At 29.7% G+C, this 13682-nt stretch carries 13 protein-coding genes; all 13 read right to left on the minus strand.

Annotated features, from left to right (window positions below; genetic code table 11):
- Window positions 1-36: 36 nt before the first annotated feature.
- Genes FLAPXU55_RS20420 through FLAPXU55_RS20480 form a run of 13 tightly spaced genes read right to left on the minus strand, consistent with a single transcriptional unit; the run spans window position 37 to window position 13681 of the window.
- Window positions 37-1173, minus strand: a complete 1137-nt coding sequence (locus tag FLAPXU55_RS20420) for a glycosyltransferase family 4 protein (protein WP_180860861.1) — start codon at window positions 1171-1173, stop codon at window positions 37-39.
- Complete coding sequence (locus FLAPXU55_RS20425; protein WP_180860864.1) at window positions 1174-1824, minus strand: CatB-related O-acetyltransferase; 651 nt, start codon at window positions 1822-1824, stop codon at window positions 1174-1176. It abuts the gene before it with no gap.
- Window positions 1821-3212 carry a hypothetical protein gene (locus FLAPXU55_RS20430; protein ID WP_180860867.1) on the minus strand — a complete coding sequence of 464 codons (1392 nt, stop codon included), beginning with the start codon at window positions 3210-3212 and terminating at the stop codon, window positions 1821-1823. Before FLAPXU55_RS20430 ends, FLAPXU55_RS20425 begins: the two co-directional genes overlap by 4 nt.
- An 8-nt stretch (window positions 3213-3220) precedes the next feature.
- Window positions 3221-4102: a hypothetical protein gene (locus FLAPXU55_RS20435; protein WP_180860870.1), complete on the minus strand. Its 882-nt coding sequence runs from the start codon at window positions 4100-4102 to the stop codon at window positions 3221-3223.
- Window positions 4102-5535 carry an MBOAT family O-acyltransferase gene (locus FLAPXU55_RS20440; RefSeq protein ID WP_180860873.1) on the minus strand — a complete coding sequence of 478 codons (1434 nt, stop codon included), beginning with the start codon at window positions 5533-5535 and terminating at the stop codon, window positions 4102-4104. The genes FLAPXU55_RS20435 and FLAPXU55_RS20440 overlap by 1 nt, the downstream gene beginning before the upstream one ends.
- Before the next feature lie 31 nt (window positions 5536-5566).
- Window positions 5567-6700, minus strand: a complete 1134-nt coding sequence (neuC, locus tag FLAPXU55_RS20445) for a UDP-N-acetylglucosamine 2-epimerase (protein WP_180860876.1) — start codon at window positions 6698-6700, stop codon at window positions 5567-5569.
- Window positions 6693-7733: an N-acetylneuraminate synthase gene (gene neuB / locus FLAPXU55_RS20450; RefSeq protein WP_180860879.1), complete on the minus strand. Its 1041-nt coding sequence runs from the start codon at window positions 7731-7733 to the stop codon at window positions 6693-6695. The genes neuC and neuB overlap by 8 nt, the downstream gene beginning before the upstream one ends.
- Before the next feature lie 20 nt (window positions 7734-7753).
- Window positions 7754-8413, minus strand: coding sequence for an acylneuraminate cytidylyltransferase family protein (locus tag FLAPXU55_RS20455; protein WP_180860882.1), 660 nt, complete (start codon window positions 8411-8413; stop codon window positions 7754-7756).
- Between the two features lie 13 nt (window positions 8414-8426).
- Entirely contained in the window at window positions 8427-9497 is a 1071-nt protein-coding gene (locus tag FLAPXU55_RS20460) for an acyltransferase family protein (RefSeq protein ID WP_180860885.1), read from the minus strand.
- Between the two features lie 4 nt (window positions 9498-9501).
- Window positions 9502-10602: a glycosyltransferase family 4 protein gene (locus tag FLAPXU55_RS20465; protein ID WP_180860889.1), complete on the minus strand. Its 1101-nt coding sequence runs from the start codon at window positions 10600-10602 to the stop codon at window positions 9502-9504.
- Window positions 10603-10625: 23 nt separating this feature from the next.
- A complete protein-coding gene (locus FLAPXU55_RS20470; protein ID WP_180860892.1) occupies window positions 10626-11642 on the minus strand; it encodes a glycosyltransferase family A protein in 1017 nt (338 codons plus the stop codon).
- Window positions 11643-12785 (minus strand): glycosyltransferase, encoded by a 1143-nt coding sequence (locus FLAPXU55_RS20475; protein ID WP_180860895.1) that lies wholly within the window; start codon window positions 12783-12785, stop codon window positions 11643-11645.
- On the minus strand, window positions 12782-13681 hold the full coding sequence (locus FLAPXU55_RS20480; RefSeq protein WP_180860898.1) for an alpha-1,2-fucosyltransferase: 900 nt from the start codon (window positions 13679-13681) through the stop codon (window positions 12782-12784). Before FLAPXU55_RS20480 ends, FLAPXU55_RS20475 begins: the two co-directional genes overlap by 4 nt.
- Window position 13682 lies beyond the last annotated feature (1 nt).

Below are 13682 nucleotides of genomic sequence, written 5' to 3' on the forward strand. Positions count from 1 at the left end.
TAAGCTCAACACTTTAAAGAACCATTTATCAAAAGATTACATTTTATAAAAATCAATATTTTGACAAACGATGTTTTCAAGCCCGTATTTTGTAAGAACATGTTCTCTGGCTTTTTTTCCCATTTCTTTTGCTTCTTCTTTATTGGATAAAACCCAAATAATTTTTTCAGCAATATCTTTTGGATTATATGGGTCACATAATAAACCTGTTCTATAATTTTCTATAGCCTCAGGCCCAGGTCCTAATTTTGTAAAAACTACTGGTTTTTCCATAGCCATAGCTTCTGGAGCGACTAAACCCTGAGTCTCCATATGAGAAGGAAATACACATACCGAAGCACCTGAATATGCTATCGGAATTTCAGAATAAGGAGTAGATCCATGAAAATTAATACTTTTAGTGACATCTCCTAATTTTATTAATTCTTTGTCCTTCAACATTTTTATATATGAAGTATCATCTGGAAAAAACCAATCCTTGCCGTAAATTTCTAATGTTACGTTTCTAAATTCTTTCTTAACCATTGGGAAAGCCTGAATCAACTGACGAATTCCCTTTTTTTCACAAACTGTTCCAGCAAAAACAATTTTATCTTCAGATTGATTTTCAATTATTGGTTTAAAAAAATCTGTATCAATAGGATTGCTTATATAAGCTACTGTTTTATTATTGTAGCTTAAGTATTTCTCTGTGTGTGTTTTTACATATTGTGAAACTGCAATAAAAGCATCGGCTTTGCTAAAAGATCTTTTTTCCTGAAATCCCTTCCATTTATTAATTTTCCTGTTTTCGCTTTCAGCAAAAAAATGATGTCCACCGTGTAGACGTATAATGTATTTAATGTTTAATATCTTTTTTATAAAAGCTAAACCAAGTTCAGGAGATTCAATAATGTGTATAGGATCTTGTTTATGAATTTCAATAATTTTATCGTTGATTTTTTTTGAATTAAAATACCACGAAAGCCCTTTTATTGTACTTTTTTTTAATCGATATACATTTACATTCTCTATGATTTCAGTTTCATCTTTATTTGTATAGTTAATTCCAACAACAGATACTTTAATATTTTTTTTCACCAATGCAGTTGCGAGAGTTTGTACAAAACTTCCAATTCCTCCATGCGGAAATCCTTGTTTAGGAAATTCATTGGTTAGAAAACAGATATGCATTTAAGAATGTTTTTTAATAAAATTTTCTATTGATAAATAGAAATCGTTTATGTTTAATTTCATTTTTTCATCAGACCAATCCCACCAGTTAATTTTATTCAAAGCATCTATAATTTCCTGATTATGTTTAAATTTAATCACTTTTGCCGGAACTCCACCCACAACGGCATAATCTGGGATATCATCTGACACAACAGCACCAGCCAAAATAGTAACACCATTACCTATTTTTACATTGGGCAAAATTGTTGCATTCATTCCAATCCAAACATCATTTCCTACTACTATGCCAGCCTTCTTCGACTGCAGTTTTTTACTTAAATCACTAACTTTATAGGGTATATTATCAATTACTATCTCATCATTTTTTTCTAAAATTTCATGAAATAATGGAAAAGAAGTGATTTCACTTTCAGTATGAAAACCAGGATCGCAAATAAAATTAACATCATTTGCAATGGAACAATATTTACCGATTTTTAAACCCGAATCATTATACCATTTCCATACAAAGGCGCCATTATCATAAGTTTTATCTCCAACAAGTGGCCACTTTGCATCCTTTAAGTAAACACTATTTTTACCTTTTAAATAATTATAGTAATTAATTCCTAAAATACGCCATAATAGTTTTCTAATATATAGAATCATACGTTTTTATTTTTTACGATATTAGAAATATTAACGGAAGCGGTGCTTTTTTCTTCGACTATTGTATTATACCATTGCTTTAAAGCATCCGTCGAATTCCAGCCTTTTTTATAAATAACTTTATCAATAATCTCTTCTTTGCTATTAAGCCAAATTACAACATCAGTATTTGGCATGCTTTTAAAATGTTGAAATTGATAAATTTTTTTTACTGACCAGTTTTTATCATTCTGATTTTGTTGATCATAATTGATAAAAACACATGGTTTGTTAAATTTTCCAAAATCAAAAGCCATTGTTGAACCAACGTTCACTACTATATCAGAATAAAATGCAGTGCTTACTAATAATTTTACATCTTCAAAAGTTGGATAAACGGTGTTCCATTCTTTCGATTTGCTGAAATACCATAATGGTGGTGCTTCTTTAATTAAATCTTTATATTGCGCTACAATCGTATCAAATCTTCCTGAAAAATCAACGGGACATCTTCTTAATAAAATTTGATATTCGTTCTGTAAATTTGCTTTTATAATTTCTTCGGCTATATCTTTCAAATAACTTGGATCATCCGGCGAAGTTTTAGTGTCATCACCAGAGAAACAGATGATTTTTTTATTAAAATCCAGGTCATATTTTCTATAGTAGGTTTCCTTGTCGATTATATTTTTTTGTTCATCGTAAAACTCAAACTGTGGAGTTCCTGTGACATGAATATCTTCTAATAAAATTTCAGGGTAATATAGCTTCAATTCACTTTTCATGTGATTAGACCAAACTAAGTAATTATTTGCACGAAGTGCTAATCGGGCTTTTGGTAAATTATCCCAAGAATAAATTACTGTACTTGTTTTAATTCCTAAATCAGTTGCTGCTGCAAAAACTGTAGCTACGCTTAAAGCTCTTTGATGTGAACAGAAAACATGATTAATTTGAGCATTCATCAAGATGTTTTTTACTTCATTGTAAAAAGCATTCTGGCGAATCGCTTTCTGATACCTTTTTTCTAATTTTAAAATACTCGAATATTTTTTAAAAAAAGGAGATGATAACTCAATTATTTTATAGAATATTTTTTTTGAGAATCCTTTTTGTTTCCAATTCCAATTGCTTAGCAAAGTAGGATTATTAACTATAGAATTATTATAATAGAGTCTTAAAAGAGATATCAATTCTCTTAAAAATTTTTCTTTTGCAGACTCTTTATAATTCGGAATTAAGATTTCTTCATTAATTGAAATATTCTGCTTAATAGCCGTTATCGTTTCTGGATCGAAATTATGAAATAGAATTATATCTTCTTGTAGATTATCAAAAACATTAGAATAGAGATAATTTCTAATACCAACCCCATCTGGGAAAAGCAATACAATTTTATTTTTCTCCATTGAAAAAATTATTTTTTAAAAAAATCTTTTATAATTCTGGCAGTAAACATTTTTGCTCCTGCATCATTCATGTGCCCGCAGGATGAAAAATATTTATCTTCAATTACAACATTTTCATAATTATGAATTTCAGGGTATGCTTTTTTTACCTTATCAAAATAATTCATTCCTTTAGTATTCTCACATATTGGTGTCATGACTGAAATGAAATTAATTTTCTTGGCTTTACAAATGTTTTTAATTTCTTCGTAATATTTATTATGCTTTAATGGATTTAAATTGACAATATTATTCTTCATATTTCCATTTTTATGTTTCTCTAACTGATAGTATCCTAAATTATCCTGAGCATTTGTTCTTCTATTCATTGAAATAAAAAAAGCTTCTCTAAATCCTATTTTGCCATCATATTTAATATATCTGTAAAATGGAATATAATACAGTTCATTAAAATCTGCTTCATTTGAAAAGTGATCTTTAATAACTTCTGAATTATGAATATAAGGCAGGAATCTTGCAGAAATCCCTTCTGCCTGATGTTCATTTGAAAGATTTAAATCGGCTTCGAGAATGACATTTTTGATTTCGTATTTTCTTTCAATCATCAATTTCAACATCAAAGAAGCTTCAAATAAATGTCCGCCGCTCATTCCGTAATTGAATGCTTTCAATCCTTTGTCTTCAAACATTTGTGCTACAAAATGATTATTTGCTCTTGAAGATCCTAAAAAAACAACATCGTATTTCTGAGCTTTTGAATTAAAAACCTTTTCAATTTTTCCTCTATTATTAGAATGCATAAAAATATAGGTATACAAGCCATCTAATAGAAATGCTATTAAAACTGTTACTACACTAATTTTAGCTATATAAATTAAAAACTTCTTCATTAAAACTGAAAATATATAAATTCTTTATAATCTGAAAAAGTTCCGAAAGCCATAATAGCTAAGATTGCCAAAGCTACTTTTAATGTACTCCATTTTCCAGAAAGTGGTTCTACTTTACTGCGATTATTCCATTCGATTAAAACAAATATTCCAATCATAAGCAGCAGTTCATAACTGTAGCGTTCGTTGTCTAGATACTGAAAACTAAAATCTTTACTGGTAATAATTCGCTTTAAATATAAAACCGCATCTGTAATTGTTTTAGCTCTAAAAAATACCCACGCAATACAAGTTAATGCAAAGGTGTAAAGTATGCTTAAAAACACTTTTACAGAATCAAAATTAAATTTGAGCTGAATTGTGTCCATGTTATTTCGATTACTGTTTGAAAGAAGCAATGGCAGGAAATAAACTGCATTTATGAAGCCCCAAGCTAAGTATGTCCAATTTGCACCGTGCCAAAAACCACTCACAACAAAAATGATGAATGTGTTTCTGATTTTCATCCAAAGTCCGCCTTTACTTCCTCCTAATGGGATATATAAATAATCTCTAAACCAGGAAGAAAGTGAAATATGCCAGCGACGCCAAAACTCTGCTATATCTCTTGAGAAATAAGGATAATTGAAGTTTCGTAATAAATCTAAACCAAACAATTTGGATACTCCAAGTGCAATATCTGAATATCCTGAAAAATCTCCATAAATTTGAAAAGCAAAATATATAGCTCCTAAAATAAGCGAGAAGGAATTCATTGAAGTATAATTATCAAAAACAGCATTGGCATAAGGTGCACAAGTATCCGCAATAATTACCTTTTTTACTAAACCCCAAATAATTTGATAAATCCCTTGTTTTGCATTTTCTAAGTCAAACTCTCGCTTAACTTTTATCTCTGGTAATAAATGCGTTGCTCTTTCTATGGGGCCGGCAACCAGCAGCGGAAAATAACTCACAAATAAGGAATAATCTACAAAATTATATTCGGCTTTTATTCTTTTAAAATAAATATCAATGACATAAGAAAGTCCGTGGAAAGTATAAAATGAAATTCCGACAGGCAAAATAACATTCAGTAAAAATGGACTTGCTTTTACTCCTGCTGAATTTAATAGTTCTGAAAATGAAGATGCAAAGAAATTATAATATTTGAAAACTCCTAAAAATCCCAGATTAACCAAAATACTCAACCAAAACCAGAATTTTCGGCTTTTTTCTGATTTTCCTTTTTCGATTTGAATTCCGGTGTAATAATCCAGAAAAGTTGAGAAAACTAATAAAAATAGAAATCTCCAATCCCAACAAGAATAGAAATAATAACTGGCAATAATTAATAAAGCATTTTGGGTGCTTTTGTTTTTATTAAAGACAAACCAATACAGGAAAAAGACAATTGGCAAAAAGATAGCAAATGCTATGGAGTTAAAAAACATAAGTATTTACAATGGTATTATGAAAGAGATATTATATATCTCTAAATTGTTTTTGGTGATTCAGCTGCCAAATATCGTTTTTCTTTAGTGATTGTAAAAACAATTCGTTACTATTTCCTTCTCCAAAGTCATTATCTGAAATTTGAACTTTATGAGAGTCTATTTTAGAAAGTGCTTCAAGAATGTCTTTTTTTGAATAATCGACATTAACAATATCTGCATGAACGGCTCTGTTTTGCTGGCGAGTTCCTATATTTATAATTGGAATTCCGTAATAAGGAGCTTCGCGAATTCCGGCACTGCTGTTTCCAATTATAAATTGGCTATTTTTTAATAATGTTAGAAAATACTCGAATCGCAATGATGGAAAAATTCTAAATCTTGTGTTTCCTTCCAGTCGTTTAAATTCATCTATTATGAATTGACTTCCCAAATCATTGTTTGGAAAAATTACTATATAGTTTCGATCATCTTTTAGTAGGCAGTCAACAAAAGTAATGGCATATTCTTTCATTGAATTGAACTCTGTCGTAACCGGATGAAACATTACAAGTGCATAATCATCAAAAGAAATCTGATAGTATTGTTTTGCCGTTTCAAGAGAAGGCAGATTATTAGAAAACATAATGTCTATATCTGGCGAACCAATCGTAAAAATAGATTCTTTTACCTCTCCCATTTGCTGCAATCTTTTTGCGGCTTGCTTATTTGATACAAAATGTATGTGGCTTAGTTTACTAACACTATGACGAATTAATTCATCAACAGTTCCGGAAACTTCACCTCCTTCAATATGAGCTACCAAAATATTATTTAATGATCCTACTATGGCTCCTGCAAGTGTTTCTACTCTGTCTCCATGCACGACAATCATATCTGGCTTTATCGTTTTGCAATAATTTGACAAACCTTCAATGGTTTTTGCCAATGTCAAATCCATCGTGGTTTCGTGTGTATGATTTTCGAAAGTAAAGACGTTTTTAAAATTGCAGCGTTCTATTTCGATCAATGTATAACCATAAATCTCCTGCAGATGCATTCCGGTAACGAAAACAAAAGCTTCAAAATCCTGTTGTTCTTCAAGGGTTTGAATAAGAGATTTTATTTTTCCGAAATCTGCTCGGGTACCGGTAAGAAATAATATTTTTTTTGGAGAATTACTCAAAATCAGTAAAATCTAATTGTTCGTCATTTTCAATATCTCTCGCAGCAGTTTTACCAATTAAATCATTAAAGTGCTCTGCTAAAATTTTACCAGTTCCTGGGCGTTTAACCCAAATATTTTCTTTAGATAAAATCTCTCCTTTTTTAATTGATTTAATAGCACAAACAGTAGCAAAAGCAAAATCAATTGTAACTTGTTCTTCTAGAGCTGGTTTTTTAGTTCCGCCTCGCATTAAGGCAATTTCTGCACTTGAAACTATTAATTCTGCGCATGCTTTTTCATCCATACTGCAAACAATATCCGGACCTGTTCGCTGCATGTGATCTGTAAAATGTCTTTCTAAAACACTTGCTCCAAGAGCGACTGCGCCTAAACAAGCATTATTATTAAGAGTATGATCACTCAATCCAAATACTTTGTCTGGAAAAGCTTGATGAAGTTCTACCATTGCCCCAAAACGAACCAAATGAATTGGTGTTGGGTATAAATTTGTTGTATGCAATAAAGCAACCGAAATATTATGTTTATCAAAAATCGCAACCGCTTTTTGAATACTTTCTATTGTATTCATTCCTGTGCTTAAAATTACAGGTTTTCCAAATGAAGCAATGTGTTCTAACAACGGATAATTATTACATTCTCCCGAACCAATTTTATAGGCCGGAATATCAAATTTCTTTAATCTTTCGGCAGCTGCTCTTGAAAAAGGTGTCGAAATAAAAATCATGCCTTTGCTTTCTACATAATTTTTCAGTTCTAACTCTTGAGATTCATTTAGCGAGCATCTTTCCATGATTTCATAAATAGAAACATCTGCATTTCCCGGAATTACTTTTTTTGCTGCGCCAGACATCTCATCTTCTACAATATGAGTCTGGTGTTTTACTACCTCAACTCCTGCTCTGTATGCTGCATCAACCATTTCTTTTGCTACTTCTAAAGAGCCTTCGTGATTGATTCCTATTTCGGCAATAACTAATGGTGGAAAATCTGGTCCAATTTTACGACCTGCAATTTCTATTAATGGGTTCATTATTTTTAAAGTTTGGGGTTTTATTGTTTTTGATAAAGGTATCTCGCATAATCTAAATCATCTGAAGTATCGATATCAACTTGTGCAAAAATATGATTTACTTCGAATGGAAAAGCATTTTCTGAAATAATAATATCATTCAGAATTAAGGAAGCTTTTGTAATATAAAGCAGGCCATTTTCAAAAAAAAGTGGTTCTAAATCCTGACTTCTCTGCCCGATAGTGTAATTAAAAGGCTGGAATTTATTATTTACAATTTTTCCAAATTTTTGATGATTTCCTGAAACTGTAAATATGCTGTCTAAATTATCTTCTTGATATTTTTCAAAAACTTCCTTTAATAAATTTTGAGGACGCAAAGGATTTGTAGCCTGTAATAAAACAACATTTTCAACATTTGAATTAATGGATTCTAAAACGTGTTTTAATGCCGAAACTGTTGGCTCTAAATCTCCTGAAAGAGAAACGGGACGATCAATAACTTTTGCTCCAAATTGCACTGCTATTTTTTTTATTTCAGCATCATCAGTTGAAACGTAAATATCCTCTATTATATCACTATTTTCCTGTGCATATAATATGGAATGAGCAAGCAGAGGTAATTCTCCTAAAAACTGAATATTTTTTTCAGGTATACGTTTGGAACCTCCACGGGCAGGGATTATAGCAATGGTTTTCATTTCTTTTATTTTATTAAGCTGGTTTTTCAATCATAGCAGTCATTTTCTTTTTTGCTCTTATTTTATCCTGAAGTGGTTTTTCAATATATACATAAGTTAATGAAGAAAGAATTATTAGAATAACAAGCCTCAGAAAAAAAACAATCGTGGGATCGCTTAGATGCAAATGTTTATTAACGCTATAAGCACTTACCAAGGAATAAACAGGGAATTGTAAAATATAAATTCCAAAACTGATTTCCCCTAAAAAAACGAATGGCTTTTTCTGAAATAATGTTGTTAAGAATCCATTATTTAAAGAAATCAAAACTATTAATGGAATAAAAAATACAGCAAGCATACCATTATGAAAATTTAAGTTTAATGGAAATTTTAAAGCTAAAAGTATTATACCAATAACTACTAGAATTAAAAAATCATAGTTTCCTTTTTTATTTTGCCATTTTTTGATGAACATGTAACCGGCTAAGCTTCCTATTAAAAATGCATTTAAATGCATTAAAGGATTATACATCAATATATCTTTCATGCTGCTTAATTCATTTGTTCCATACAATGAAAAAAGTATTTGAAATAAAATTTGACTAAAAACCCAAAAGATAATAATAGATTTTGCAATTTTTTTAATATTATCATTTTTAAGAAATGTATTTAAAACAATAGGAAAAACTGCATAGAACAAGAGCTCAACTGATAACGACCAGCCAGGTGGATTATAAGACAATGCTTGTCCCGGAATCCAACTCTGAATCATAAACACGTTCAAGAAAAAACCTAATGAATCAAAGCTTTTTGTTTTTATTTGTAGAAACAGAACAATCAATATCGCTAAAAAATATATCGGATAGATTCTCGCAAATCTATTTCTAAAGTAGTCTTTTGATGAAAAATCTAATTTGTTTACATAAGCAATTATCATAACAAATCCTGACAATATAAAGAAGTAACTCACACAAACATCTGCATTAAAGAATATAGGTTTTACAATATCATTATTAAAGAGAAAGCTCTTTTTACCAAAATGAAAAATTACAATTGAAATTGCTGCCAGAAATCTGGTAAAAGTTAACTGTTCTATTCTCATTCTTTTATATGTTTTTTTCTAATCTTGATTTTGCTTCCTCAATTATTATGTTCATTCCATTTCTCCATGATTCGATTGAATATAGTTCCTCTTGTATCTTTGAGATTTCGGGCTTGTCGTTTAAAAAACTATTTATTGCTTCTACCCACTCCATAACAAAATGTGGATTTTCGATTAGTTTACCTAATTTTCCATGTTGCAAAACTTCTGGCACTCCACCCATTGCAGATGCAATACAGTAATTACCGCAATGTAATGCTTCGATTAAACTTAAACCGAAGCCTTCCTGACAAAGAGTTGGAAAAAGATAACAATCAGATGCTTGATAATATTGTGGAAGGTCTTCATTTGAAATTCTGCCAAGAAATTTAACGCCAGAGATGTTTTGTTCTCTTTCTGATCCGATAACTAGAAATACAATATTTTTTTGCGTTTCATATAATTTTCTCCATGCTTCTAAAACAATGTGCAATCCTTTTTTAGGCCTGTCTTGTGAGCACCAGATAAAAACTTTTTTATCTTCAAATCCAAGTTTTCTTTTTAAATTTTCTTTATCAGAGATCGATATTGTTTTAAATTTTCCAGTATTGATACCGTTATGGAGAATCGAAAAATGGCACGGCAAGACATTGATTACTTTTTTAAACTGTTTATAACTATCATTAGTTAACACAATTAGTTCATCAATCAATTCATAAAAATTTGATCCCGAATTCAACTGCATGTAGGGAGAAAATCCATGATAAAAAAATTGAATATAACAATTCTTTATAACTCCTATTGAAGTAAGATAATCGTGAAGCGGTTTAATCATTCCGTAATTATCAACAACTTGAATTATATATTTTTGATTTGGAAGGATTATTTTATTTAAAGCCTGAAAATATTGAAGATTCTTTTTCCTAAAAAACTTATGTCGAACTTTCTGAAAAAAAGTCACATTTGCAAAAGTATAATTAATTCCTGCAAACGTAATTTGAGTTTTTGGACATACAATATAATCTATTTTATGATCCTCTTCCAGATAATTTTTATACAGTGTAGTCCAGCTCCCAATTTTAGAATAAGGTAATGGCACTTGGGAAATTAGAATTGTTTTGATCATCTTTTTAATTAAATATCCCTTAATTAATAAACATTTGCCTCTTCTTGGCTAAGTCCTTTATATTTTAAAAACCACCTTCTTACAGGTTTTCTTGATATTATTTTCCTGAATAAAACATTTTTAATCCATAAAAGAGTTTTATAGCTTTTGTAAGATTGAAAGTCAAATACAAATTCTGAATTTTTATTTGAGATTGTTAAAGATTGAAAAACTTCTTCCATCCACGGTTCTTTAACATTACCCATATGATATGTATAATTATCTTCGGTAGCTAAACGCCAAAATCCCTGATCTATAACGGGTTTGTCAAGAATATCATCACTATCTCCCCCCATTACATATTTGGTATGTTTTTCCTTAATTTCTCGTAAAATATCTCCTCTATATGTTACAACAAAATGTCCTGCTCCAACAACTGCCTTTAAAGAATTACTGGAAATTGTTAGATATTTTTTTAGATGTGTATCTTTATAAAAATTTGGATTATTAATACTAACGGCAAATGCTTCTAAGGCTTTGGGATTTTTGACTTTTGAAAATTGCATTTTTTTTGAAAAAAAATTCTCAAAAAGTATATTAAAAGTTTTATCATTAAATGATTTTGACGAAGGGGTTGGACAGACAGCTCCTGCTTTAGGAAATACTTTGAAAACCTTGTATGTTTCCTCCTGCCAATTATTTAAAAATAGTACATCTGCATCAGCCGCTGTGACTAAATCAAACTTATGTCCTACGATTCCTTTTAAAATTGCATTGATATATCCAATATTTGTTAAATGGATAACCTCTTGAATTTTATTTTCATTAAACATATTTTGCAAATAATCAACAACTATTTTACAACTGCCATTATTTACAATAGATATATATGTTTTATTATGACTTGTTTTTATAAGCGACTCAAGGCTGTATTTTAAGATTTGGAAACTATCCGTAAAATATCCTTCGAGATTTGGAATATAAACCGGAATAATAACCTGATGGAAAAAATCCTCAGTTTTTTTTACTTTATCTTTTTCAGGATTAAAACCTATTCGCATTTAATAATTTATTTCAAGGTTTTTATATAATGCTATTACCTTTTGTTGATTAGTATTGTAATCTAATTTTTGAAACGCAATTTTGCTATTCAATTTGTTTGCCTCAACCAACATTTCTTTATCTTCAATAGCCTTAGTGATTAATTCAGCAATTGAATCAATATTCTCAGGGTCTTTAATTAGAAATCCATTTATTCCATGATTTATAATCTCAGCCGAAACATTTCCCGGGTTGGATTGAATGGGAAATGCTCCCATAACAATTGCTTCCAACAATGTATTTGCCATACCATCTGAAATGTTATTTCCAATGTATAATATCGATTTACCCATTAATTCCATTATTTGTTGATGCGATAAATCATGTCGTCCATATGTTTTATATGCCAAATTATTTTCAACTACATACTTTTCAACAACATTATGTGCTCCAAAAACAATTATCTCATATTGATCAATTTTTGTTTTTATTTTTTCAAGAGCTTTAATTACATTTATTCCTCTGCCAAATAAATTTTGATAGCCTTTAACTAAAATTATTTTTCTCTCCTCAATTGGCAGCTTATAAATTTCAAATTCTTTTATTTTATAACCAGTTCCGCCAGGAATTACCCCAACATGCTTACCCTTAAACCCTAATTCTTTGGCAATTTCATAATCTCTAAAACAATCAGTATGCAAATAATCTACTCGTTTTAAGACATTTTTGATTTTACTTTTATGATCTTCAAAATTCTGAAAATAAAACAAATCATTACCCCAACAGGAATAAATCCATTTTATTTTTGGAAATTTATTCATTGCTTTTATTATAGGATAAGAACAAGACTGCATTTCAAAACTATGAATAACATCTGGATTAATTTCTTTTATAATTCTTTCGAGAGCTTCGTGTTCAGTAGTTTCCAGAAAAGGACGAATTAATTTATATAATCCGGGCATTTTTTTTGAGAAGCTATATTCACCTTTTAAATACGGAATTTTTCTTTTTCTTGTTTCTAAAAATTGTTTTACCGTTTCTAATGTTTCTAACTTTCCACTTCCCAAAATATCATACCAGTAAAAATCATGCTCAGACTCTTTTAAATTATCGATCCATCGCACAGCGTGAATAGAATGCATGGAAATAAAAATAATTTTCATCTAAAAATTCGTTTTTTTACTCTATTAATTATATTCGTTATTACTGCAATACCTTGACAAACAACATCATTTGACTGAAAATTGATCTCTTTAAAAAACAATATATAGTTTTTAGGTTTCAAACAATGCTTTTTGTAGTCAAATGAAAGCCATCTATCCGGGAAAAAATCTTTATCATTATTTAGTTTAGCAAATGAGCCTCTGAAATTTTTTACTGGTCTAATAATTTTACTATTTTTTTTCTCTCCCAACCATGCTACCCACCATGAAAATGTTGAGTTACTAATTATAAAATCTTGACCTTGTGAACCTAAAATTAATTGTTCTACAGCAGTAAGATTTTCTAAAAAACAGGCGTTTTTCAAAAACTTAAAATGACGCTTACAGTATTCAATATTATCACTCATAAAAATCAAATCTCGTTTCTCCCAATCAGCAAAATTATTTTTTAATGCTAAAATATAATACCAATATGGCAATTGGTAATAATGTGGGTGGCAAACAAAATCACCTCGTCTTACTGATATAAAAATGGGTCTATTTTTAAACAAATAGTCATATTTAGTAAGCAATTCTTGTACAAAAACATCTTTGAATTTGAATATTTTTTTAGTTGTCTCAATATCAAAATATTTTTCTGACTGTAAAGCGCCGTTTATATCATAATCTTCATTACCTATTTCCCAGTTATGAAACTCATAATTCTTTTCAACAATCTGAATTAGCTTTTTACTTTTATCTTGTTTTGGTAATTCGTAATCAAAATAATCCGAATATCCCCACTCGGGAAATGAAAATGGTTTATTATGTTTTATTGCCAAACCTACAGTAGACGCAATTTGAAACAATTGATTTCCTAAATTTCCTTTTCTGCCTAAACTATTAAATGTTAACATA

It is taken from the genome of Flavobacterium panici, from assembly GCF_903819335.1.
In the GTDB taxonomy this organism is placed as follows: Bacteria; Bacteroidota; Bacteroidia; order Flavobacteriales; family Flavobacteriaceae; genus Flavobacterium; species Flavobacterium panici.